The following is a 24582-nucleotide window of genomic DNA, read 5'->3' as shown; positions in this document are numbered from 1 at the left end:
TGAAAAATCACTATTAAAACAAGAGCAACCGGCGCCAACCCCCTGGCCCGCCACCCTGCCCGAGCAGGTGCGCGCCGTGGCCGACCTGCTGGCCGCCAGCCCTGCGCCCCTGCCCCTGGCGGCGATAGAGGCCCGCTTCAAGGGCCGCGGCCCCTGGAAGCGCGGCCTGCCCACGCTGCTGTCCACCCTGGAGGCCCTGGGCCGCGCGCAATGCGTGCCGCAAGACGGCGCCAGCGCCTGGCGCGCCTGACCGGGAGCGCCGGCGTCCCGCCGGCATGGTTGATGCGCAGTATCACCAGGAATACTATTCAACCCATGAACACCGCCGCAAAGCTGCTTGAAGCCATGCACCACCAGCCGCTGGACTGGCGCATCGAACAGCTTCAGACGGTGGCCCGGCAACATGGAATTGACTAGCGGCACGATGGCGGCAGCCATTGCGTGTTTGTGCGCGCAGACGGCACAACCCTGCCGGTGCCCGCGCACCGCCCGATCAAGCCCATCTATGTGAAGAAATTTCTGGCCCTGGTCAGCGGAGCGTGAGCGATGAAAAACCTGGACGACTACCCGTTTGAGATTCGACCCCTGGCGGCGGCCGAGGGCGGCGGTTTCCTGATCTCTTTTCCGGATTTTTCAGAATGCATCTCGGACGGCGAGACCATAGAAGAAGCAATCGCCCATGGCCGCGTCGCACTGGCCGCCACCATGGCCGCGCTGCAGGCCAAGGGCCTGCCGGTGCCCGCGCCCAAGAGCGGCGGCGTGGCCTCGGGCAAGTTTGTCGCCCGCGTGCCCAAGACAATCCATGCGCAGCTGGCGGCCAGGGCCAAGGCCGAGGGCGTTTCACTCAACACCCTGGTGCTGGCCTTCATCGCCGAGGGCCTGGGGCGGCGCGAGCACCTGGCCTGACAGGGAGCGCCGGCATGGACACGCTGCACCTCTTGAGCGCGCTCAACCATCCCCGGCGCCAGGCTTCGGGATAATCCCGCCCCATGTGTTTTTCGCGCCGTCCCCTTCCCCTGCTCGCCGCCCTGTGCGGCCTGGCCACCCTGTTTGCCTTGCCCGCCCTGGCCGGCTCCCTGCATGGCGACGCCACGCCACGCCCCTTCAGCCAGCCGGCGCCGCTGGCGCAGGAGCTGCGCCACAAGATGGAGCACCCCCTGGTGCGCGAGCTGCAGGTGCGGTTGCGCCATGCCAAGTACCTGGCGCTGTATGACGTGGACGATCGCTTCGGCCTGAAGACGCGCGAGACGGTGCGCAAGTTTCAGAAGGATCACGGCCTGCGCGCCACCGGCATCGTGGACCAGGCCACCTGGGACAAGCTGCTGCCCAAGTCGCACCAGCCCACGGCCGCCGAGCTGAACAACACCGACGTGGGCGCCTGGTTCACCGGCCCCGGGCAGGCGGGCTACATCAAGGAGCTGCAGCACCGCCTGAAGCAGGTAGGCCATTACCAGGGCGCCGTGGACGGCCAGTACCAGCAGGCCACGCAGCAGGCGATTGCCGGCTTTCGCACCCAGGTCGGCCTGCCGGCCAGCACAGTGATGGACGAGCGCACCTGGGCGCGCCTGATCGCCAAGACGCGCAACCCGCGCTACGCCCAGCTGTTCGACAAGCCGCCTACCAGCCAGATGACGCAGGAGCTGGACACGCGCTGCCTGACGGGCAAGGTGGTGTGCATCTCCTGGGAGCAAAAGAAGATGTCGCTGGTGCAGGACGGCCGCACGCTGTTCACGCGCGCGGCGCGCTTTGCCCGGCCGGGCTGGGAGAGCGAGCGCGGCGAGTTCCGCATCTGGTACATGAACAGCGACACGGTCTCGACCATCTTTGGCGAGCGCACGCCCATGCCGTATGCCATCTTTTATGACAAGAACGTGGCCATCCATTACTCGGACGATTTCGACCAGGTGGGCTACGAGGGCGGCTCGCACGGCTGCAGCCAGCTGAACGACTACCAGACCGCCAAATGGCTGTATGAGCAGGTGAAGGTGGGTGACAAGGTGGTGGTGTATTGAGGCTGCGACAATCGGCCCCATGACTACCTCCTTTGCCCCCCTCGCCAACGACACTTTTTTGCGCGCCTGCCGCCGCCAGGCCACCGACTACACGCCCCTGTGGCTGATGCGCCAGGCCGGCCGCTACCTGCCCGAGTACAAGGCCACGCGCGCCAAGGCCGGCAGCTTCATGGGCCTGGCCACCAACGTGGATTACGCCACCGAGGTGACGCTGCAGCCGCTGGATCGCTTTGCGCTGGATGCGGCGATTTTGTTCAGCGACATCCTGACCGTGCCCGACGCCATGGGCCTGGGCCTGTCCTTTGCCGAGGGCGAGGGGCCGAAGTTCGCCAAGACCGTGCGCACCGAGGCCGACGTGGCCCAGCTGGCCGTGCCCGACATGGACAGGTTGCGCTATGTGTTCGACGCCGTCACCAGCATTCGCCGCGCCCTGAACGGCCGCGTGCCGCTGATCGGCTTCTCGGGCAGCCCCTGGACGCTGGCCTGCTACATGGTCGAGGGCGGCGGCTCGGACGACTACCGCCAGGTGAAGACGCTGATGTACAGCCGCCCGGACCTGATGCACCGCATCCTGGCCGTGAACGCCGACGCCGTGGCGCAGTATCTGAACGCGCAGATTGACGCCGGCGCCCAGGCGGTGATGATTTTTGACAGCTGGGGCGGCGTGCTGGCCGACGGCGCCTTCCAGCAGTTCAGCCTGGAATACACCCGCCGCGTGCTGGCGCAATTGAAGCGCACCGGCGTGGACGGCCAGGACGTGCCGCGCATCTGCTTCACCAAGGGCGGCGGCATCTGGCTGCAGGACATGAAGGCGCTCGACTGCGAGGTGCTGGGCCTGGATTGGACGGCCAACCTGGGCCAGGCGCGCGCCATCGTGGGCGGCAGCGCAGGCGGCCCGGGCAAGGCGCTGCAGGGCAATATCGACCCCAACGTGCTGTTTGCCCCACCCGAGGCCGTGGCGCGCGAGGCACGCGCCGTGCTCGACAGCTTTGGCCAGCCGCACACTGACCGCACGACGACCGGGCCGACGCATATCTTCAACCTGGGCCACGGCATCAGCCAGCACACCCCGCCCGAGCATGTGGCGGCCCTGGTGGAGACGGTGCACGGCTACTCGCGCCAGCTGCGTCAGCGGTGAATACCCACTCACATTGACGCGCATGAGGCTATGACTTATGCACATTTACGCCGGGGTGGCCATGGGGCGACAAAGCCCCACGCAGCCCCCGGCGCAACAGCGTCACGAAAATGAAACAGGCGCGCAAGTTATTGATTTATTTAAACAAGCCGGCCATGCCGCTTTTCTGGGCAGGCTAAACAAAGCCCGCTGCGACAAGGGCTTGCGGGCGCCGGGCCATGGATATCAACAATGTTATCCACAGAAATTCTGGACTTCGCCTGAATACCCTGCCAAATCAAGCACTTGCGGCCCAATGTGCAAGAAAGATCGAGTGCAGCGGCATCTGCCTAGCATATTTTGCGGCGACATCCGGCTATTGACAGCGCAGTTGTGCACATGTTTGGCGCAGCGGTGCCTGGCCAGGGCCAAGCGCCGGCAATTGCCGGGCCACGCCTTGGGGCATGACAAAGATCATTGATTCATATGGGGTTTTCTTTATTCGCGGCTGCAAATGGACTAGCACCCGGGCACGCAGCCATGCGGCCTGGCGGGCTGGTCACACGGGCTTTCAACAAAGTTATCCACAGACCCCCGATTGACTGTGGGCAAGGCGGCGCCAGCCGCGCGCTGCTGCCATGAACCTGCCCGCTGCAGCGCCCGCCGCGCATCTGCTGCAGGTGGCGGTGAGCACGCCCGCGCACAGCGCCCTGGGCGACTTGCTGAGCTATGCCTGCGACCGCCCGCTGCCCCCCGGCACCCTGGTGCGCGTGCCACTGGGCCGGCGCGAGGTGCTGGGCGTGGTCTGGGACGCACCCGCCGAACCCCCGCCCCTGCCCGCCGGCATGGCGCCGCGCGCCGTCGCCGGGGTGCTGGAGGGGATGGCCCCACTGGACGCCGCCTGGCGCCGCCTGGTGGCCTTTGCCGCGCGCTACTACCAGCGTGCCCTGGGCGAGCTGGCCCTGGCCGCCCTGCCGCCGCAGCTGCGCGAGCTGACGCCCGAGCAGCTGGCGCGGCGCATGCGCCGCACCAGTCCTGCCTTCCCCCCTCTCCCGCAGGCGGGAGAGGGGGGGGGTGAGGGTTGCAAAAATGGGCACAACGCCCAATCACCCGCTCACCCCTGCCCTCTCCCCCAAGGGGGCGAGGGAGTTGTCGGCTCAATCAGCCTGAGCGCAGAACAGGCAAGCGCCGCAGCCCAAATTGACACCAATCCCGGCCCCTTTCTGCTGTTCGGCAGCACCGGCAGCGGCAAGACCGAGGTCTATCTGCACAGCGTGCAGCAGGCGCTGGCCGCCAGCCCAGCCGCCCAGGCGCTGGTGATGGTGCCCGAGATCAACCTGACGCCCCAGCTGGAGGCGCGCTTTCGCGAGCGCTTTGCGCCGCTGTATGGCGACGCGGCCGTGGTCAGCCTGCACAGCGGCATGACCAACCCGCAGCGCCTGAAGAGTTGGCTGGCGGCGCACGCCGGCGCCGCGCGCATCGTGCTGGGCACGCGCATGGCCATTTTTGCCAGCCTGCCGGGGCTACGGCTCATCGTGGTCGATGAGGAGCATGACGCCAGCTACAAGCAGCAGGAGGGCGCGCGCTACTCGGCGCGCGACCTGGCGCTGTGGCGCGCGCGCGACCAGGGCGCCAAGGTCATCCTGGGCAGCGCCACGCCCTCGCTGGAGAGCTGGCATGCGAGCGACCCGGCCGTGGGCCGCTACCAGCGCCTGGAGATGCCCAGCCGCATAGGCGCGGGCGCGCTGCCGCGCCTGCGCCTGATCGACATGGGCCAGCAGCCGCGCGGCGCAATATTTGCCCCGCCGCTGCTGGCGGCGATTACCGAGCGCGTGGAGCGCGGCGAGCAATGCCTGGTGCTGCTCAACCGCCGCGGCTTCGCCCCGGTGCTGCACTGCCACGCCTGCGGCTGGAAGAGCGACTGCCCACATTGCAGCGCGCACCAGGTGTTCCACAAGATAGACCGCACGCTGCGCTGCCACCACTGCGGCTTTGCCCAGCGCGTGCCGCGCGCCTGCCCGTCCTGTGGCAACCCCGACATCGCCCCCGTGGGCAGGGGCACGGAGCAGCTCGAAGAGCAGCTGGCGCAATTGCTGCGCAACGTCATCACCCCCGAGCGCCGCGCCGCCCGCGTGGCGCGCATAGACGCCGACACGACGAAGGCCAAGGGCGCGCTGGAGGAGCAGCTGGCCCAGGTGCACGCCGGCGATGTGGACGTGCTGGTGGGCACGCAGATGGTGGCCAAGGGGCACGACTTTCGCCGCATCACCCTGGTGGCCGCCGTGCAGCCCGACGGGGCGCTGTTTTCCAGCGACTTTCGCGCGCCGGAGCGGCTGTTTGCCCTGCTGATGCAGGCCGCCGGCCGCGCCGGGCGCGACGCGCGCTATGTGGCCGCGCAGGAGAGCCACCCCGAGATGTGGCTGCAGACCTGGCACCCGGATCACGCCCTCTACGCCGCCCTGCGCCACCACGACTACCCGGCCTTCGCCGCGCAACAGCTGGCCGAGCGCGCGGGCGCCGGCATGCCGCCCTTTGCCCACCAGGCCCTGGTGCGCGCCGACGCGCGCAGCCAGGAGACTGCCCAGGCCTTCCTGCAGGCCGCAGCCGAGGCCGCACGCACCGCCGCCCTGCCGGGGCTGGAGCAGGTGTTCATTTTCCCGCCCGTGCCCCTGGCCGTGCAGCGCGTGGCGGGCGTGGAACGGGCGCAAATGCTGCTGGAGAGCCCCCAGCGCGGCGCGCTACAGCGCTTTCTGGCCGCCTGGCAGCCCCTGCTGCATGCCGAGCGCGCGCGGCACAAGGGGCTGGTGCGCTGGCTGGTGGATGTGGACCCGCAGGGGATTTGAGGGTGAGCCTCAGGCGGGCGCCGACTCCTTCATCGCCTCCCAGCCCAGGCAGGCCAGCCAGACGGTCTTGGGTATTGCCTTCGCACCCGACAGGTAGTAGTTCAGCATGCGGCGCGATACGCCAATAGCATCGGCGGCGCGCTCCTGCGTCAGGCCGTGCTTGTGCATCCAGTTGGCAAGGCGTTCGCTTCCAATGCCGCCGGCCTGTTCGACCGCCATGTTGCGCAGGTTGTCGGCCGCCAGTTCAAGGTCATCGTCAATCCACACCACATATCCACCCCGCGCATCGATGCGCGCCGTGGCAAACAACGCCGGGTCGGCAAGGGCCGCCAGCGCCGGGCGGGCATGGGCCACCTCGGCCAGGTCGACGGGTAGCGTCACGCCATCTGCAAATGTCAGCGTCAGGGCGCAAGGCGGCTTCACTGCCAGGGCGGCGATGGTGTGATGGAGATCGTGGATCATGGGTTGCACTCCTTGAAAACTTGCACGCAATACGCCCGGTTTGCCTCTATCCACGCCAGTGCATCGGCAATTTCAGAGGCCCGCAGCGTGCGGCTGGTGACTGCCAGCGTCGTCAAATCCACCAGCGCATCACGCCTGTCCGCCATCACCACATGCAGATGGGGCGGCAAGTGGTCTGGCACGTTGACGCGGATACTCTTGTTTGGCAACTTGTGAAGCGTTGGTATGCATGTATTTTAGTGCAACCATTGCACAAACATCAACGGAATGAGCCCCCAGGACCAAGCAAGGCCGCTGTGCCAATACCGCTCCTGGCGCAGCGGTTTTGCCGGGTTTCCACCATTGGCAACTGCGCGACCATGCGACACAGTGCAGCCCCGGTTCACAAGACCGCTTTTTTGTTTATGGATTCCCACATGACCTTCCAAGCCTTGCGCATGTCCCTGGTGGCCACCGCCATCGCCGTTGCCGGTTTTGCCGCCGCCCCCACCCTCGCACTGGCGCAGGACGCCAGCGCCGCGGCCGCGGCAGCAGCCAAGGCCGCAGCCATGGCCAAGCCGAATGTGGTGGTGCTGGCCACCGGCGGCACCATTGCCGGCGCAGGCGCATCAGCGGCCAACAGCGCCACCTACACGGCAGCCAAGGTGCCGGTGGACAAGCTGCTGGCCGGCCTGCCGGAGCTGGCGAATGTGGCCAACGTCAAGGGCGAACAGGTGTTCCAGATCGCCTCGGAAAGCTTTGCCAACGACAACCTGCTGACCCTGGCCAAGCGCGTCTCGCAGCTGGCCAAGCAGGCCGACGTGGACGGCATCGTCATCACCCACGGCACCGACACCCTGGCCGAAACGGCGTACTTCCTGAGCCTGACGGTGCACACCGACAAGCCCATCGCCGTGGTCGGCTCGATGCGCCCGGGCACTGCCCTGTCGGCCGACGGCGCGCTGAACCTGCTGAGCGCCGTGAGCGTGGCCGCCTCCAAGGACGCCAAGGGCAAGGGCGTGCTGATCACCATGAACGACCAGATCCAGAGCGCGCGCGACACCAACAAGGACGTGAACATCGAGACCCGAGCCTTCCAGAGCCAGTGGGGCTCGCTGGGCATGGTGGTCGAGGGCAAGAACTACTGGTTCCGCGCCCCGGTCAAGCGCCACACCACGCAGTCCGAGTTCAACATCGACGACATCACCAGCCTGCCCTCGGTGGAGATCGTCTACTCCTACGGCAACGTGCAGCCCACCGCCGTGCAGGCCCTGGCCGCCGCCGGCGCCAAGGCCATCATCCACGCCGGCACGGGCAATGGCTCGGTCGCCAACCGCATGGTCGAGCCGCTGCGCCAGGTGCAGGCCCAGGGCGTGACCATCGTGCGCTCCTCGCGCGTGCCCTACGGCTTCGTGCTGCGCAACGCCGAGCAGCCCGACGACAAGTACGACTGGGTGGTGGCGCACGACATGCGCCCCGAGAAGGCACGCATCCTGACCATGCTGGCCCTGGCCAAGGGCGCCAATACCAAGGAACTGCAGCGCATGTTCTGGGAGTATTGAGACTCCCGCGCATATGTCGTGGCCTTTGCTCATGGTATTGATCAAGGTGTTCGCAGCCGGCCTGCTCGCCCTGTTTGGCGCCTGGTGATGGGCCGTGGCGCTGGCGCTGATCTGGGTGCTGCCTTGGCTGGCTGTTGTAATTTTGACCTCCAACGCTTGGTGGTATTGCGCTTGTAGCTCTTCTTTTTGATGTTGCTGGCCGGGATGTGCGCCCGGCGGCGCACCTACCTTTCTTTGCTTCGTCAAAGAAAGGTAGGCCAAAGAAAGACGACCCTACTGTCCGTGTCCCTTCGCTTCGCTACGGGCAACCTGCGATGCTCGTGCGCGGGGCGTGCCGCAGAACTCGCTACGCGCCTGCGGCGCTGCGCTCAAACAACTGCGGCAAGTCAGATCACGAAGGCTGGCGTCCTGCGGCGCCAGCCCGCCCCGCGCCCTGCGCTTCTCGGCACGGCCAGAAGGGCACCCGTGATACGGGCCATCGCTGCGCTCGGCCCCCAACGGCGCGGGCGCTTCGCGCCGCGCAGCACCAGGCCGAGCGCAGCGATGGCCCGTGTCGGGCTATTCAACCCCCTGGGGCTGCGCCTGGGGCGGGGTGCTTGCGGGGTGAGCATGCGCGTCGAAGCGCGCATGCTTGCGTAGACTGATTTGCCGCAGTTGTCTGAACGAAGCGCGTAGCGCGCAGTGAGTTCTGCGGCACACCCCGCAAGCACCCCGCCACAGGTTTGCCCCGTAGCGCAGCGAAGGGGTCGCAGACTTGGGGGGGTGTTCTTTGCCTCCTTTCTTGCACGAGCAAGAAAGGAGGTCACCCGCCGGGGCGAGTCCCGGCCAGCAAACATCAAGAAGAAGAGCTACTCACGCAATACCAGCAAGCCCTAGAGGCCAAAATTAATTGGAATCTGACCCCAATTAACGCCGGCGCTCCCGGCCGCCAGCGCAATACCAGCAAGCGCCAGCAGCTACCGTTTTAGAACTGCTTGATCTGGCAGCCCTGCCGCTGCAGCGCCTGGGCAAAGGCGTCCGACATCAGGTAGGCGAACTCCACCGGACGCTGGCGACCTATGGCGTCACCCGGCACCTCGGCGGTGGCGGGGTGGCACATCAGCAGGCTGCCGTCACGCGCCTCCTCCAGCCAGGCCTGCATCAGCGCGCCGTACTCCCCGGGCGTGGCCGCGTCAAAGCCATACACGCCGCCAAAGCCCTGGTTCTGCAGCACGCCAGCGCGGCGCAGCAGCCGTGTGGCGCTCCAGCCGCCCAGCAGGGCGATAACAAAGGCCTTGGGGTCGCGCCACAGCCGGCCGGCGGGCGCGGTGGAGCGCACCCAAGGCATGGCGCGGCCGGCGTAGCGCCGCTGCAGCTCGGCCAGCAAGGCGCGCCGCACGCCGGGCAGTTGGTGCACATGCTGGTGGCCGTCGATGAAGTCGGGCGCACTGCCGATGGCGTCCTCGAAGGCGTCAAGCTGGGCGCGCCAGGCGTCCTGCAGCGCGCTGGCGGGCAGACGCCGGGTGTAGGCCGCCGTCAGCACCTGGCCCAGGCTGTGCGCCGCGTGGGCGCCGCCATGGCCCTCGGTCAGGTTGAAATGCAGGCCCAGCTGGATGCGCCCGCGCAGGGGCAATAGCTGCGGCGCGGCCTCGCGCCAGCGCGGGGCGGTGCTCATGCAGCTGGTGGCGGACAGGCGGCCGGCCTGGGCCAGCAGCACCACAGCCTCGTCCACCAGGGGGTGCAGCGCGTAGTCGTCGGCGCACAGGGTGATGCCGCGGGTGCCGGCGCTCATGCCTTGAAGGCCCAGAATTTGCTCAGGACAAAGGTGGCCACCGCCACCAGCAGCAGCACACCGGCCAGGCTCCACAGGTAATGCCAGTGCAACCAGTCAAGCGCCAGGGCATACAGCAGCTCGTTGCCCACGAAGGACAGGCAGGCCACGGCGAAGTAGCGCCCCACCACGGGCCAGCCGCGCGCGCCGGCGCTGGCAAAGGTGAGCAGCGCATGGCCGTTGTAGCTGACGACGAAGGCCGCCAGAAAGGCCAGCACATTGGCCACCAGCGGCGCCATCTGCGTGAGCTGCACCAGCAGCGCCACCAGCGCCAGGTGCGTGGCCGCGGCGCAGCCCCCCACCAGCGCGAACTGCAACGGCTGGGGCAGGCGCGTGAGCTGGCTGGCCAGGGCTTGCGCGCTCATGAGTCGCGCCAGGGGCTGTTGTCCTCGTCGCGCGCGACGAGGTAGGTGGGGCGGCGCTTGACCTCTTCGTAGATGCGGCCGATGTACTCGCCCAGGATGCCGATGGACATGAGCTGTACGCCCGAGAACAGCATGATGCCGGCGGCCAGCGTGGGCCAGCCCTGCAGGTCGGTGCCATGCAGGATGGTGTCCAGCGTGATCCAGGCGCCGTAGACCAGCGCCAGCAGGGCCACCAGGCTGCCGACCACGCTCCACACACGCAGCGGCAGGGTGGTGAAAGAGGTCAACCCCAAGAGCGCCAGCGAGCCCAGGCGGCGCATGCTGAAGCTGGTCTGCCCGCCCGCGCGGTCGTGCGGCACGAAGGGCAGGGCCGCGGCCTTGAAGCCCACCCAGGCGTACAGGCCCTTCATGAACCGGTTGCGCTCGGGCAGGGCGTTCAGGGCGTCGGCCACGCGCCTGTCCATCCAGCGGAAGTCGCCCGCGTTGGGCGGCACCTTGACCTGCTTGCCGGTGTTGATCAGGCGGTAGAACAGGCCGGTGCCGACGCGCTTGGTGCCGCTCTCAAAGCCGCGATCGACGATCACGCCATAGACCATGTCGTAACCCGCCAGCCACAGCGCGTGCATCTCGGGCAGCAGCTCCAGGGGATGCTGGAAATCGGCATCTATCAGCAGCACGGCGCTGCCGCGCGCGTGCGCCAGGCCGGCCGTCAGCGCCGCCTCCTTGCCGAAGTTGCGCGACAGGGCCAGGTAGCGCACCGGCAGATCCTGCGCCAGGCGCAGCGCCACGGCGTGGGTGGCGTCGCGGCTGCCGTCGTTGACGATGATGATTTCAAACTCGGGCGTGAGCCGGCCCGCCGCCTGCGCCAGGGCGCGCACAAAGTCTTCGAGGTTGGCCTCCTCGTTGTGCGCCGGCACCACGCAGCTCAGGCGCAGCGGCGCACGCGGCAGTTGCGCGGGCGGCGCGGCCGGGGCGTAGTCGGCGTGGTAGTCCGCATTCGACGCGGCAGTTGCGCGGGCGGCGCGGCCGGGGCGTAGTCGGCGTGGTAGTCCGCATTCGGCGTGACGCGGTAGGGGGCGGGCGTTTCGGTCATGGTGTCGATTGTCTGTTCAGCGTGCAGGGGCTGCATCCACGTCATACACCGCATAGGCCCAGGCCTGCGGGCGCGGAAAGCGCCAGCCGCCGCGCTGCACCTGCAGCACCCGTGCCTGCACCGGCAGGCCCTGCGCGCCCAGCCAGTCCTGCGCCTGGCGCTGGCAGTCGCTGGCCGGCTGCGGCGCCGCCACCGGCCCCAGCGGGCACAGCAGCAGGCCGTTGCGCCCCTGCCAGGCGCCCAGGGCGGACAGGCGCGCGATCTCGGTACCGGGCACGCCCGGCACGGTGAGCAGATGCGGCTGGGCATAGAAGGCCAGCATGGCGTTCTCGGCCCAGTCGCCGCCCACCCAGTCCAGCCGCTGGCCCGGGTGGCGCTGCTGCCAGGCCTGCAGGATGGCGCGCGCCGCATCCTGCGTGGGCCGGTAATAGCCCTTGTCGCCCCGCAGCGCATTCACCGTGGCCCATGCCACGCCCAGCAGCAGCACCAGCGCCAGCATCGGCCACCAGGCGCGGCCCAGGCGCTGCAGCGCCCCATCCGCTGCGGCGGGGGCCAGCCGCTGCAGGTTGCGCAGCCACAGCAGCGCAAAGGCGTAGCCGATGGGGATCGCCCAGGGCGTGGACAGCTCCACCACCCCGGCCAGGCCGAAGGCCAGCGTCAGCGCCCAGGGCATGCAGGCCAGCCAGAACAACACGTCGTCCCAGCCGCGCGGCAGCCAGCTGCGCGCCAGCAGGCGCAGGGCGGCGCGCGCCCAGGGTGCGCCGTCCTCGCGCGCCTGCACCCGGGCCCAGGCCAGGCACAGCGCCAGCCAGGCCGGCAGCCAGTAGAACAGCGGCGCCAGCGCAAAGCGCGCCACGTAGCGCCACACCACCTGCCCGCCGCCCTGGTCCATGGCGTAGCCCAGCGGCGCCCAGTCGTGCGACGCCACCCAGGCCACGTGCGGGAACAGCGCCAGCGCGAACACCGCCAGCGCCAGATAGGGCCGGGGCGTGGCCAGCCAGCGCCGGCCTTCGCCGTGCAGCAGAACGGGCACCAGGAAGCCGGCCAGGAACACGCCGCTGTAATACTTGCTCAGCATGCAGGCCGCGGCCACCAGCCCCAGCCAGGCGCTGAACCAGGCGCCGCGCCAGCCGCGCTCCTGCCAGCTGGCCAGCAGCAGCGCCGCGGCCCAGGGCCACAGCGACAGCAGCTGGCTGTTGGCGTTGAACTTGCCGGCCAGGTTGGTGTAGGGCAGGCTCCACAAGAGCAGCAGCGCACCCCAGGGCGCCAGCTGCCCCAGCCGCAGGCGCCGCCCCAGCATCCACACGCCGCACAGGCCCGCGAGCACGTTGGCGTAGGACAGCAGCCGGTAGGCCAGGTCGTTCTGCGGGAACACCGCAAACCACAGGCCGACGGCCCAGGCGAAGAACGGCGGATGCTTGTGCGTGCCCCAGCGCAGCGGCTGGGACCAGGCGTAGTTCTCCAGCATGTCGTTGTAGCCGTCCAGGTTGGCACTGGCCAGCCACGAGGCCACGGCCCAGGCCAGACAGGCCGCAACGAGCCACGGCAGGACGCGCGGCGTTCTCAACAGTACCGGATCGACGGAATGGTGCATTTCAGTTCTCCGTAGCGCTGCGCGCTACCCGAATCGCATGAAACTGGCGCGGCCGCCGCTCCCTCCCCCTCTGGGGGAGGGTTGGGGTAGGGGCCAGCGACGCCGAGCACGCCAGCGCCGGGCGAGCCCCCATCCCAGCCTTCCCCCAGAGGGGGAAGGAGTCTGGCGCGCTCATCGTGGGGCTCTGTTTCACTTCAGCTCTCCACGATGCTGCGCATCACCCGCGCCGCATGAAACTGGCGCGCCCCATGCGCGGGCAGCCGAGCAAGGGCCGCCCCGCAGCGAGGGCTGCGTCCCCCTCCCACGCGCAGCGTGAGAGAGGGGGAAGGCGCGAAGCGACTCAGGGGGTGTTTCACTTCATCAGCGCGACGGCCGCAGAAAAGCTGACGAAGGCCAGCGCGGTAGACACCAGGATGATGCGCGCCACGCGCCCGCCGTGCGCGCCGAAGCGCTCCACCAGCAGCGCCACGTTGCTGGCGCTGGGCAGCGCGGCCAGCAGCACGAGCACGGTGAACGTGAACGGCGACAGCGGCGCGCCCAGCGCGATCGCCGCGCGGCCCACGCACCACACGAGCAGCGGGTGCAGCAGCAGCTTGGCCAGCGCCAGCGGCACATAGAGGCGCGGCGGCACGTATTCATGCTGGTTCATCTGCGAGCGCGCCAGCACCGCGCCGATGGTGAACAGCGCCACGGGCGAGGCCGCACCCGCGAGCATGGCCAGGGTCTTGTCCATCGGGCCGGGCAGCCGCCACTGCAGCGCCGACGCCACGCCGCCGAGCACGATGGACCACGGCATGGGGTTGGTGGCCATGCCCCTGAAGGCATTGCGCAGCGCCACGGCCACGCCGTGCGCGCCCGCGCCATCCAGGCGCGACAGCGCGATGCACAGCGACGTGGTGACGACCATGTCCACCGCCATGGTCAGGATCACCGGGCCCGCGCTCTGCTCGCCCAGCAGCGCCACCAGCAGCGGCACGCCCATGAAGCCGGTGTTGGGAAAGGCCGCGACCAGGGCGCCGAAGGCCGCGTCGTTCCAGCCGATGGCGCCGCGCCGGGTCAGCGCGATGGTGCCCGCCACCATGAGCAGCGCGCACAGCAGGTACACGCCGGCCACGGCCGGGTCCAGCAGCTGCGCGACCGGCGTGCCGGCACCGAAGCGGTACAGCATGCACGGCAGCGCGAAGTACAGCACGAAGGTGTTGAGCCCGCCGATGGCGGACACGGGCAGCACGCCCGCGCGCGTGGCCAGGTAGCCGCAGAGGACGAGGGCGAAGAAGGGGAAGGTGACGAGCAGGACGGACAGCACGGGCCGTATTCTCCCTGCCTTCCGTGCCTCACTTCCCCTGGGATTCAGCGCCCGGCGGCGGCAGCGCCTGCTGCCAGCGGCGCAGGAAGTCCTGCCGCTTATGGCGGTCGAGGTAGGTGATCAGGCTGGGCCCGATGCCGATGGGCCGCAGGTTGCCCGCGGCCTCCTGCTGCAGCGCGGCGGCGGTCTGTGCGCCCTGGATGCCGCTGCGCAGCGCGATCAGCCCTGCCTGGCTGGCCAGCAGGCTCTGGCCGCGCCGCGACAGCAGGTAGTCCAGCCAGAGCCTGGCGGCGTTCGGGTGCGCCGCCCGCCGGTGGATGAAGGCGATGCGCGAGCCCACCAGCGTGTAGTCCACCGGGTAGACGAAGCCGATCGCGGGGTGGGCGCGCATCTTCTCGCCGGCGTAGGAGCCGAGCAGGTTGTAGGCCAGCAGGCTTTCGCCCGCGGCAATGCTGTCCAGCATGGCGGCCGTGCTGGTCATCTGCCGGGCCTTGAGCCGCCCCAGCTCGCGCCCCACCTCCCACAGCATGCCCGACGCCCGGGCGTCCTGCGTGGCGACCAGGAAGCCCAGGCCCGAGTTCTCCAGGTCATAGGTGGCGACCCGCCCGTGCAGGCGCTGCGGCTGCGCGCGCAGCAGGCGGATGAAATCGGCATGCGTGCGCGGTACCTCGCCCTTGGCCAGCAACTCCTTGTTGTAGGCGAAGCCCACCGGCTCCAGCGTGGTGCCGTAAGCCTCGTTGCGCCATACGGCCCAGTCCGGCAGCGCGGCGCGCTCGGGCGAGGCATAGGCCAGCGCATGGCCGTCGTTGACCAGCTTCATCTGCAGGTCCATGGCCGAGCTCCACAGCACGTCCGCACCGGGCAGGCCGTCGCTGCTTTCCTGCAGGAAGCGCTGGTAGATGCCCATGCTGTCGCCTTCGTGGTAGCGCACCGCGACACCCGGGTAGAGCGCCTGGAAATCGTCGATCAGCGGCTGCGCCGCCCGCGTGTCGGTGGACGCATAGACCACCACCTGCCCCTCGCGCCGCGCCGCCGCCACCGTGGCCGCATACTCCACGGGGTAACCCTCTTGCTGCGCCGCCTGGGCCACGGCTAACGTCAACAGCAGAAGGCAGGCGCCCAACCACACTCGCAATGACATCGTTCCTCCTGTCGCTGACCCATTATTCCGCAGGCCGGCGCAGAGCGGCCCCACCCTCCCGATGCGAACCCTGTTGATCGAAGACAACCCCAAGCTGGTGCGCACCCTGGCGGCCGAGTTGCGCACCGCCGGCATGGTGCTGGACACCGTGGCCGACGGCCTGCACGCCGACGCCCTGCTGCAGGTGGAGCGCTACGACGTGGTGATTCTCGACCTGGGCCTGCCCAGCCTGGACGGCATCGAGGTGCTGCGGCGCATCCGGGCGCGCGGCGACGACGTGCCGGTGCTGATCCTGACCGCATCGGGCGAAGTGCCCGACCGCGTGCGCGGCCTGAACGCGGGCGCGGACGACTACCTGCCCAAGCCCTTCGACCTGCACGAGCTGGTGGCGCGCCTGCGCGCCCTGGCGCGCCGCCACCGGGGCCGCGCGCATGCGGTTTTCAAGGTGGGCGCGTTGAGCTACGACAGCGTGGCCATGCAGTTCCACATCGCCGGCAAGCCGCTGGAGCTGCCGCGGCGCGAGCATGGCGTGCTGGAAATCCTCGTCACCCGCAGCGGCCAGCCGGTGAGCAAGCGCGACATCAGCGGTCAGCTGTGCTCGCTGGACGACGCCGTGAGCCCCGAGGCTCTGGAGCTGTACGTGCACCGGCTGCGCCGCCGGCTCGAAGGCAGCGGCGCCTCCATCCGCACGCTGCGCGGGCTGGGCTACCGCCTGGAGGCGGTGGACGATGCGCCTGCGTAGCCACCTGCTGCGCTGGCTGCTGGTGCCGCTCATCGCGCTGTGGGCCATCGGCTTTCGCGTGCAATACGCGCGCACGCTGGCGCTGGCCAACGAGGCCTACGACCGCACCCTGCTGGGCTCCGCGCTGGCCATGGCCGAACAGGTGTCGGTGCAGGACGGGCGCCTGGGCGTGGACGTGCCCGATGCCGCGCTGGAAATGCTCGAATCGCGTGCCCAGGACCGCATCTTCTACCGGGTCGGCTGCCTGGACCCGCCGGTGGCCGTGACCGGCTACGACGACCTGCCGGCACCGCCATCCGCATCCGGCCCCGGCGATGGCCAGCCGGTCTTCTTCGACGCCCGCTACCGCGGCGAGCCGGTGCGCATCGTGGCCCTGCGGCGGCCGCTGTACGACCCGCACCTGTGCGGCCAGCTGCTGATCCAGGTGGCCGAGACCCTGGGCGCGCGCCAGGCCCTGTCGCGGCGCGTGCTGCTGGACGCCGGCGCGCTGCAGCTTGCGCTGGTTGCGATGGCCGCGCTGCTCATCACGCTGGGCGTGCACCGCGGCCTGCTGCCGCTCAAGCGCATCCGCGACGAAATCCGCGCGCGCGGACAGGCCGACCTGACTCCCATCCGCCTCGGAAGCGTGCCGCGCGAGGTGGTGCCGCTGATCGAGGCCATCAACCTGCACACCAACCGCCAGCGGCGCCTGAACGAGGCGCACCGCCAGTTCATCGCCGATGCCTCGCACCAGCTCAAGACGCCGTTGACAGTGCTCAAGGCCCAGGCCGCGCAGGCCCTGGCGCAGCAGGACGTTCAGGCCATGCGCGACATCGTCCAGGAGATCCACGACAGCACCGACACCACCTCGCGCATGGTGCACCAGCTGCTGGCGCTGGCGCGCAGCGACCCGGCGGCCACGACCGCACAGGAGCCGGTGGAGCTGGTGGAGCTGGCGCGCACGGTCTGCTTCGACCTGCTGACGCCGGCGCTGGCGCGCGGCATCGAGCTGGGCTTCGACGGCCATGCCCCGGTGACCGTGCCAGGCCAGCCGCTGCTGCTGCGCGAACTGGTGGCCAACCTGGTGGACAACGCCATCCGCTATACGCCCGCGGGCGGGCAGGTGGCCGTGGCAGTGCGCCGCGACGACACAGGCCACGCCTGCATCGAGGTGCTGGACGACGGCCCGGGCATTGCGCCCGCCGAACGCGAGACGGTGTTCGAGCGCTTTTACCGCCTGCATGGCTCCGGGGCCGACGGCTGCGGCCTGGGCCTGGCCATCGTGCGCCAGATCGCCGAGCGGCACGGCGCGCGGGTCACGCTGGGCGACCCGCCCCATGGACACGGCCTGCTGGCCAGCGTGCGCTTTCCTGGCTGACGCAGCACCCGCACCCGCATGGGGAAATCCACGAGAGTTCAATGAAAGCTTGCCGAAAGGTCATGCTTTCTATCATGATGACAACCGACATAAATCGGCCTGATCCAAGGAGACAACACCATGCAAATCACCGGCATGCTACATGGCGCCCGCCTGCTCGAGTTCGCGGGATTTCCTGTTACCGAGGTGCTTGGCCCAGCGGCCAGCGAAGAAGAGATCAAGGCCATGCTTGCCAAGCATGGCTTGATCTTCATCAAGCCCGTCTTCAAGGGCGGCATCGGCAAGAAGGGCAAGGCCGGCCTGCTGGGCAAGGCCAAGGACCTGCAGACCGCGCTGGCCGAAAAAGAGCGCCTGTACTTCGCAGAACACAAGGTCGGCCACAACAAGGCCAAGGCCAACGGCGTGACCTTCGAAGCCGGCGTGCCCGCCGAGCACGAGGTGTATTTCTCGATCACCGACTCCACGCATTTCCGCGCCCCGATGATGACGCTCACGCACATGGGCGGCATGGACATCGAGGAGTTGGAAAAGAAGCACGTGGCGATGGTGCCCTTCGATCCGCTGACGGGCCTGAAGGCCTTCGTGGTGGCCAACGCGCTGACCGAGATCGGCGCGCCCAAGGAGATCATCTCGCCGCTGGTGCAGCAGCTGCCCAAGCTCTGGGAGCTGTACCACAACTTCGGCATGACCACGCTGGAGCTCAACCCCATCCGCATGCGGCCCGACAAGAAGGGACGCCTGACGCCCGTGGCCTGCGACTTCAAGTGCGGCTTCGACCGCGACGACCCGCGCTGGCAGCGCCTGAAGCTGCCGCTGCAGCTGTTCGCCGCCGACTATTCGGCCTTCGAGCAGGAGATCAACACGCTGCGCACCCACCAGGGCCAGAGCGACGTGTACGTGATCAACGACAAGGGCACGGTGCTCGCTCCCACCTTCGGCGGCGGCGCCAACTCGCTGGTCACCGAAATGCTGGGCGACGCGGCCATCATCAGCTCGGACTTCGGCGGCAACCCGCCCTACGAGAAGATGAAGGAGGTGGCGCGCATCTGCTTCAAGCACTGGCTCAAGCAGGCCAACGTGCTGTTCATCATCGGCGGCAAGAGCAACAACACCGACATCTTCGAAACGCTGCGCGCCATGGCCGACGCGCTGCGCGAGCACTTCAGCAAGCACGGCCCCACGCCGCTGTACGTGGTGCTGGGCCGCGGCGGCCCCAACCTGGTGCGCGGCATGGGCGCGCTGCGCGACACCTGCGACGCGCTAGGCCTGCCCTACCGCCTGTTCGGCTTCGACTCCGACATGAGCGAGGTGATCCAGTTCGCCAAGGACGTGGATACGTGGATGCAGGGCGGCGGGCGCGCGCAGATCGCGCGGCGCCTGGGAATCGAAGCACCGGTCGCGGCAGCCTGAGGAGACAACCACCATGCCAAGCAACGTTCAAATGCGCAGTGTCGGCGACTTCAAGTACTACGTCGGCATCAGCTCGCTCACGCAGGTCGCCTCGCGCGATGACCGCGTCTGCGTGCTCAACATCCTGGGCGGCGAATCGAGCGACGTCACGCCCGTGAGCCATGCCTACTCGGGCGGCAACGTGGTCTGCGGCACCGCGCCCGGCAAGGGCGGCTCGGTGCTCGAAACGCCGATCGGCAACATCCCCGTCTACAACAACGTGCGCGACGCGCTGGCTGCGGGTCACCGCTTCAACTGCGGCGTGGTCTACCTGCCGCCCTCGGCGGCGCGCGACGGCGTGGCCGAGCTGATCCGCGTGAACCCCGACCTGCGCAAGATCTTCATCATCACCGAGAAGATCGCGGTGCACGATGCGCGCGAAATCCGCGCCATGGGGCAGCACAACGGCATCGACATCTTCGGCGCCAACGGCCTGGGCGTGGCCGACTCGTGGAACCAGGTGCGCATCGGCGGCGCCCTGGGCGGCGACAAGCCTGGCGATTCGCTCAAACCCGGCTCCGTCGCCATCTTCTCCAACTCCGGCGGCTTCTCGACCACCATCGCGCAGTACCTGCGCATGGCCGGCTGGGGCACGACCACGGTCATCAGCAGCGGCAAGGACGTCTACATCCACTACGCCGCGCCCGAATTCGCGTTCGCGCTGGCCAACGACGCGCGCAGCAAGGCAGCGGTGCTGTACTGCGAGCCCGGCGGCTACTACGAATATGACGCGCACTTCACCAAGCCCGTGGTGGCCTGCGTTGTCGGCCGCTGGAAGAGCAAGCTCACGCGCGCCGTGGGCCACGCAGGCGCCATGGCCGGCGGCAACGACGACGCCCAGGCCAAGGAACGCTGGTTCATGGAGAAGTTCGGCGTTGACGGCATCTTCTCGCCCGAGAACCCGGTGTGTTCGGCCAAGGGCGCGGTGGTGACCAACATCGCCCACATCCCAGCCGCGCTCACCGCCGTGATGCGCAAGAACGCCACCATGCCGGACTTCGCGCCCGAAGGCAGCCTGGCCCTCAAGCCCTGGTTCGGTTCCGACGAGGGGCTCGACCTGCCAGAGGCGCTGCGCATCCCCGTGGTGGAAGCCATCGAGCCCTACGGCGAGCAGATCGCCATCCTGAACACCCAGATCGGCGGTGTGGTGCCGCGCCAGTCCATGAAGGACGCCTCCGGCGCCTCGCAGATGGACGCCAAGACGCAGGTCACCAGCCTGCATGGCACCAGCATGCTCACCGCCGCCACGCTGCCGCTGGAGTCGAACGTGGCACTGGCCCTGGTGCACGACGCGGGCGGCGAGAACGACCGCAAGCTGATTGCGCCCACCATCGCCGCTTACATCAACCTGCACGGCAAGCCCGAGCTGGTCGCCGCGCAAGCCAGCCGCGAGGCCGGCAATGCGCCCAACGCGGTGCTGGCCGCCGCTGCCGCCATCGTCGGCCCCAAGCGCCAGCAGGCAGCGCGCGAGGCACTGCGCAGCATCATCGAGCGCTTCCACGCAGCGGGCCTGGGCAACGAGTTCGGCGCTTCGCTGTCCGACAGTTTCGACATCGCCAAGGTGGATGCCAGCGGTTTGAACCTGACCGGCGACAAACCCGACGCGCAGGCCGAACGTCTGCTGGCGGGAGTCAAGGCGCGCGGCGCGCGCTCGGTGTTCCTGCGCTGGCTGGCCAGCCAGCCCGGCCATCCAACCGAAGCAGCAGCCCTGGCGGCGATTTGCGCCACGCTGGCCTGGGGACCGCTGTCGCGCAAGCGCATCTCGCGCGCCACGGCCGAAAGCTTCCCATGGTGGCTGCAATTGTTCGGCACGCTGATCGGCGCATCGGCGGATGCCAGCAAGCACGAGGCGGGCGCTTTCTGCGGCATCGACGATGCCAAGCTGCTGGGCGAGCTGAGCCTTGGAGAAACCGCCTTCGCCGCTCTGCTGGGCCAGTTGCCCAGCGAAGGCGACCTGTTCGCCTTCCAGACCCTGGTGGGCCTGCTGCTGACCAACGGACCCGGCGCCATCTCGGCCCAGGGCGCCAAGGGCGCGGTTTCGTCCGACGGGCCGGAGCAGCCCGATCGCGTGCAGCTGAACAAGGCGCTGGTGGGCTTCCTGAGCCACACCGGCTATGCGCACGGCGGCAACGGCTACGAGGGCATCGCCTATCTGTGCGAACAGTTCAAGGGCAGCGGCCTGACGGACCCTGCAGCCGCCGAGCACGGCGTCGACCTGAAGGCACTGGCCACACGCGCGGTGGAGCAGTACGCACAGTACAAGGCCGCCAAGAAGGGTTCAGGCAGCCTGGACATCGCCAAGCTGCCCGGCGTGAACCACCCGGTGTTCAAGGACAAGCCCGTCAACTACGACCCGCGCGAGGTGTTCATCGGCAAGCTGTTCGAGCAGCGCGGCGAGACCAACGTGTTCCACCAGTTCTACCGCGCGCTGGTGCAGCAGTTGTTCGATGCCGGCGTCTCGCGCAACGTGTATTGTGTGAACATCGACGCGGTGATCGCGGCACTGTTGCTGAAGATGCTGTGGCAGCCTTTGAATGCAGGGCGGATCGGCGAGCGCGAGTTGGAAACGGCCGCCTTCACCATCTTCCTGTACCCTCGCATGCTGGGCTGCGCCGCCGAGGCGGACGACCACCTCAACCGTGGCCGCAACATGGATACGCGCACGCCGGCATCGCAATGCCGTTTCGTGGCCTGAACCAGCAATAACCAAGAGACCTCTCCATGCTGACCGCACTCGCCTACACCATGATCATCGTCTTCATGGCGTTGATCATGACCAAACGTCTGTCGGCCATGGTGGCACTGATCGTGGTGCCCATCGTGTTCGGCCTCATCGGCGGATTCGGCATGGGGCTGGGACCGATGATGATGGATGGCATCAAAAAGCTCGCACCCACGGGCGTGATGCTGATGTTTGCCATCCTCTACTTCGGCATCATGATCGACGCCGGGCTGTTCGACCCCATCGTCAAGCTGGTGCTGCGCATCGTGGGCGGCAGCCCGACCAAGATCGTGGTCGGCACCTTCCTGCTGGCCGCTGGCGTCTCGCTGGACGGCGACGGCTCCACCACCTACATGATCACCTGCGCAGCCATGCTGCCGCTGTACCAGCGGCTGGGCCTCAACCGCCTGGTGCTGGCCTGCGTGGTGATGATGGCGGGCCAGCTGATGAACATCCTGCCCTGGGGCGGACCCACGGCCCGGGCCGTGAGTGCGCTGCACGTGGAGATGGGCGACGTCTTCGTGCCCATGATCCTGCCGATGATCATCACCGGCGCCTGGTGCACCTTCGTCGCCTTCATCCTCGGGCGGCGCGAGGCTCGGCGCCTGGGCACCATCCGCGCGGACGACCTGCACGGCGGCGACCAGTCCATCGCCGAAGTCACGGGCGGCGACCCGACGCTGGCGCGCCCCAAGCTGCTGTGGGTCAACGCCCTGCTCACCATTGGCCTGATGGTGGTGCTGATCATGGACAAGCTGCCCCTGCAGGTGCTGTTCATGGTGGCCTCGGCCATTGCGCTGATGATCAACTACCCCAAACTGCAGCAGCAGAAGGAACGCCTGGAGACCCACGCCGCCAACATCGTGCCCGTGGTTTCGCTGATCTTCGCGGCCGGCATCTTCGTGGGCATCCTCTCGGGCACCAAGATGGTGGACGCCATCGCCAACAGCGTGATCGCCATGGTGCCCGACTGGATGGGCCCCTACATGGCCGTGGTGACGGCCGTGTTGAGCATCCCGTTCACCTTCTTCATCTCCAACGACGCCTTCTACTTCGGCATCCTGCCCATCCTGGCCAAAACGGCCGCCGTCTACGGCATCGGCCCGGTCGAGATCGCCCGTGCCTCGCTCGTGGGCCAGCAGGTGCACCTGCTGAGTCCGCTGGTGGCCTCGACCTATCTGCTGGTCGGCTTGGCCAAGGTGGAATTCGGCGACCACCAGCGCTTCACGCTGCTGTGGGCGCTGTCCGCAGCCATCGTGATGCTGGTGGCCATGCTGGTGCTGGGCGTCATACCGCTGACGGGGAGCGCCACATGAGCACCGACATCCAGACCATTCTCTATGCGTCCGGCCTGGGCGACGGCTGCGAAACCACGCTGGCCTATGCGATCAATCTCGCCAACCGCCTCGGTGCCCGGCTGCTGGTGCTGACAGTGATCGACGAGGAGCGCGAGCGCTCGCTGATCGACATCGATTCGCATGTGCCGCAGGAGGCGTTGAACCAGTACCACGACGACCGCGCCGCACGGGCCCGTGCGCACATCGACGCACAGATCTCCGCCTTCTACGCCGTGCGTGCCGGCAACGCGCCGCAGCGCCCCATCACCGAGCTGCTGGTCCACGAGGGCGACGACGTGCCGCAAGCCATCCTGGATGAAGCCGAGCGCAGCGGTGTCGATCTGATCCTGCTCGGGTCGCGCGGCGCCGGACTGCTGGCCGGCCTGCTGTTCGGCTCGGTCGCGCAGGAGGTGGCACGCCGCACGCGCAAGCCGCTGCTGCTGGTGCCGTCGGAGGACTGCTGATGCAAGCGATATCCACCGGCCATCCGCTCTCGCGCCGCTCTGCGCTGGGCCGGCTGGCAGTCCTGGGCGCAGCCCCCCTCGCGGCAGGGCATGCGCTGGCGCAAAGCGACATCGAACTGCTGGACTACGCCGTGCGCGGCACGGCCCCGGCAGGCTACCCCGCCGCCTACGCCACCACGGTGCGCGCCGCCGAGGACGAGGGGCGCCTGACCATTCACTCCACCACTGACGAGCGCGTGGCCGCGCCGCTGGTGGCGGACTTCCGGCGCATGTATCCGCGCATCACCGTCACCTACGAAGACCTGAACAGCACCGAGCTGTACCACCGCTTCATCGCCGAGAACCAGCTCGGCCGCGAAGCCGCCGACGTGCTCTGGAGTTCGGCCATGGACCAGATGGTCGCGCTGGCCACCGCCGGGCATGCGCTGGCCTACGGCTCGCCCGAAAAGGGCCACCTGCCCGCCTGGGCCCAGTGGCAGGATCGCCTGTGGGCCACGACCTATGAGCCCGTGGTGTTCGCCCACCACAAGCCCTCGCTGCCCGAGGCCGAGGCGCCGCGCAGCCACGCAGCGCTGGCGCAGTGGCTCGCGAAATCCCAGGGCACGCAGGGTGGCGTGGTGAGCTACGACATCCAGAAATCCGGCGTGGGCTACTTCCTCGCCGTACAGGACGCGGCCGCCAGCGCCGACACCTTCTGGGCCACGGCCCAGGCCCTGAGCGCCGCCCGCCCGCACCTGTTGCTGACCACCGATGCGATGGTGCGCCAATTGGCCGACGGCCGTGCGCGCTTCGGCATGAACCTGCTGGGCGCCTACACCGTGGCCCAGGCGCGCAGCCTGCCCACCCTGGGCGTGATCTTCCCCGAGGACTACACGCTGGTCACGTCGCGCGTGCTGCTCATCAACGGCCGCGCGGCGCATCCCAACGCGGCGCGCCTGTGGCTGGACTACCTGCTGTCGCGGCGCGGCCAGACGGTGATGGCCACCGCCTCGCGCCTCTACGCGCTGCGCGAGGACGCCCAGGGCGAGACCACCGGCGCCGCGCTGCGCCAGCTGCTGGGCAATCGTGCACGCCCCGTGGCCCTGGGCCCCGAATTGGCGGCGCCGCTCGCCAATGCGGCCTACCGCGACTTCATCCTGCGCTGGCGCGCGGCACTGGGTTACACGAAGGGGTAGGCCGGTATCATCGGCGCCCCGTTCGCGCTTTCACGCGCTCCTGTTTGCTCTT

At 68.7% G+C, this 24582-nt stretch carries 22 protein-coding genes; 13 read left to right on the top strand and 9 right to left on the bottom strand.

All coding sequences use genetic code 11. From position 1 onward, the window contains the following. Positions 1–76: 76 nt before the first annotated feature. The 5 genes from P4826_RS15215 (at position 77) to priA (ending at position 5972) form a co-directional block, all read left to right on the top strand. Positions 77–250 (top strand): hypothetical protein, encoded by a 174-nt coding sequence (locus tag P4826_RS15215; RefSeq protein ID WP_317701217.1) that lies wholly within the window; start codon positions 77–79, stop codon positions 248–250. A gap of 296 nt (positions 251–546) precedes the next feature. Beyond that, positions 547–906 carry a toxin-antitoxin system HicB family antitoxin gene (locus P4826_RS15210; protein ID WP_317701216.1) on the top strand — a complete coding sequence of 120 codons (360 nt, stop codon included), beginning with the start codon at positions 547–549 and terminating at the stop codon, positions 904–906. 83 nt (positions 907–989) lie between these two features. Next, positions 990–2012, top strand: coding sequence for a L,D-transpeptidase family protein (locus tag P4826_RS15205; RefSeq protein WP_317701215.1), 1023 nt, complete (start codon positions 990–992; stop codon positions 2010–2012). A 19-nt stretch (positions 2013–2031) separates the two neighbouring features. Further along, the gene (gene hemE, locus P4826_RS15200) at positions 2032–3150 is read left to right on the top strand and encodes a uroporphyrinogen decarboxylase (protein WP_317701214.1); all 1119 of its coding nucleotides are present in this window, start codon (positions 2032–2034) and stop codon (positions 3148–3150) included. A gap of 617 nt (positions 3151–3767) precedes the next feature. Continuing rightward, positions 3768–5972 (top strand): replication restart helicase PriA, encoded by a 2205-nt coding sequence (gene priA, locus P4826_RS15195; RefSeq protein WP_317701213.1) that lies wholly within the window; start codon positions 3768–3770, stop codon positions 5970–5972. Positions 5973–5981: 9 nt separating this feature from the next. Here priA and P4826_RS15190 read toward each other — a convergent pair whose 3' ends face one another. Both P4826_RS15190 and P4826_RS15185 read right to left on the bottom strand, forming a co-directional pair. Then, entirely contained in the window at positions 5982–6434 is a 453-nt protein-coding gene (locus P4826_RS15190) for a helix-turn-helix domain-containing protein (RefSeq protein WP_317701212.1), read from the bottom strand. Then, positions 6431–6604: a DUF4160 domain-containing protein gene (locus P4826_RS15185; RefSeq protein WP_317701211.1), complete on the bottom strand. Its 174-nt coding sequence runs from the start codon at positions 6602–6604 to the stop codon at positions 6431–6433. The genes P4826_RS15190 and P4826_RS15185 overlap by 4 nt, the downstream gene beginning before the upstream one ends. A 246-nt stretch (positions 6605–6850) precedes the next feature. Here P4826_RS15185 and P4826_RS15180 point away from each other — a divergent pair, with 246 nt between their 5' ends. After that, complete coding sequence (locus tag P4826_RS15180; protein WP_317701210.1) at positions 6851–7975, top strand: type II asparaginase; 1125 nt, start codon at positions 6851–6853, stop codon at positions 7973–7975. Between the two features lie 964 nt (positions 7976–8939). On the opposite strand, the gene P4826_RS15175 is transcribed toward P4826_RS15180, so the two are convergent. From P4826_RS15175 to P4826_RS15145, 7 genes are all read right to left on the bottom strand, one after another. After that, positions 8940–9746: a ChbG/HpnK family deacetylase gene (locus tag P4826_RS15175; RefSeq protein ID WP_317701209.1), complete on the bottom strand. Its 807-nt coding sequence runs from the start codon at positions 9744–9746 to the stop codon at positions 8940–8942. Further along, the gene (locus P4826_RS15170) at positions 9743–10150 is read right to left on the bottom strand and encodes a GtrA family protein (RefSeq protein WP_317701208.1); all 408 of its coding nucleotides are present in this window, start codon (positions 10148–10150) and stop codon (positions 9743–9745) included. Before P4826_RS15170 ends, P4826_RS15175 begins: the two co-directional genes overlap by 4 nt. After that, complete coding sequence (locus P4826_RS15165) at positions 10147–11100, bottom strand: glycosyltransferase family 2 protein (protein WP_317703771.1); 954 nt, start codon at positions 11098–11100, stop codon at positions 10147–10149. The genes P4826_RS15170 and P4826_RS15165 overlap by 4 nt, the downstream gene beginning before the upstream one ends. Continuing rightward, a complete protein-coding gene (locus tag P4826_RS15160) occupies positions 11076–11243 on the bottom strand; it encodes a hypothetical protein (RefSeq protein ID WP_317701207.1) in 168 nt (55 codons plus the stop codon). Before P4826_RS15160 ends, P4826_RS15165 begins: the two co-directional genes overlap by 25 nt. A 16-nt stretch (positions 11244–11259) precedes the next feature. Beyond that, entirely contained in the window at positions 11260–12837 is a 1578-nt protein-coding gene (locus tag P4826_RS15155) for a glycosyltransferase family 39 protein (RefSeq protein ID WP_317701206.1), read from the bottom strand. 352 nt (positions 12838–13189) lie between these two features. Then, entirely contained in the window at positions 13190–14143 is a 954-nt protein-coding gene (locus P4826_RS15150) for an AEC family transporter (RefSeq protein ID WP_317701205.1), read from the bottom strand. A gap of 28 nt (positions 14144–14171) precedes the next feature. Further along, positions 14172–15284 (bottom strand): ABC transporter substrate-binding protein, encoded by a 1113-nt coding sequence (locus tag P4826_RS15145; RefSeq protein WP_317701204.1) that lies wholly within the window; start codon positions 15282–15284, stop codon positions 14172–14174. 61 nt (positions 15285–15345) lie between these two features. Between P4826_RS15145 and P4826_RS15140 the strand changes: the two genes are divergently transcribed. From P4826_RS15140 to P4826_RS15110, 7 genes are all read left to right on the top strand, one after another. Beyond that, complete coding sequence (locus tag P4826_RS15140; protein WP_317701203.1) at positions 15346–16026, top strand: response regulator; 681 nt, start codon at positions 15346–15348, stop codon at positions 16024–16026. Further along, complete coding sequence (locus P4826_RS15135) at positions 16013–17383, top strand: sensor histidine kinase (RefSeq protein ID WP_317701202.1); 1371 nt, start codon at positions 16013–16015, stop codon at positions 17381–17383. Before P4826_RS15140 ends, P4826_RS15135 begins: the two co-directional genes overlap by 14 nt. A gap of 120 nt (positions 17384–17503) precedes the next feature. Next, entirely contained in the window at positions 17504–18793 is a 1290-nt protein-coding gene (locus P4826_RS15130; RefSeq protein ID WP_317701201.1) for an ATP citrate lyase citrate-binding domain-containing protein, read from the top strand. A 13-nt stretch (positions 18794–18806) separates the two neighbouring features. Continuing rightward, complete coding sequence (locus P4826_RS15125; protein ID WP_317701200.1) at positions 18807–21527, top strand: CoA-binding protein; 2721 nt, start codon at positions 18807–18809, stop codon at positions 21525–21527. A 26-nt stretch (positions 21528–21553) separates the two neighbouring features. Then, entirely contained in the window at positions 21554–22870 is a 1317-nt protein-coding gene (locus P4826_RS15120) for a CitMHS family transporter (RefSeq protein WP_317701199.1), read from the top strand. Beyond that, positions 22867–23355, top strand: coding sequence for a universal stress protein (locus tag P4826_RS15115; RefSeq protein WP_317701198.1), 489 nt, complete (start codon positions 22867–22869; stop codon positions 23353–23355). The genes P4826_RS15120 and P4826_RS15115 overlap by 4 nt, the downstream gene beginning before the upstream one ends. Continuing rightward, on the top strand, positions 23355–24530 hold the full coding sequence (locus tag P4826_RS15110) for an ABC transporter substrate-binding protein (protein WP_317701197.1): 1176 nt from the start codon (positions 23355–23357) through the stop codon (positions 24528–24530). The genes P4826_RS15115 and P4826_RS15110 overlap by 1 nt, the downstream gene beginning before the upstream one ends. Positions 24531–24582: the final 52 nt, after the last annotated feature.

This window comes from Diaphorobacter limosus, assembly GCF_033100095.1.
GTDB classification, from domain to species: domain Bacteria; phylum Pseudomonadota; class Gammaproteobacteria; order Burkholderiales; family Burkholderiaceae_C; genus Alicycliphilus; species Alicycliphilus limosus.
This window is presented reverse-complemented; position numbering and strand designations above follow the sequence as displayed.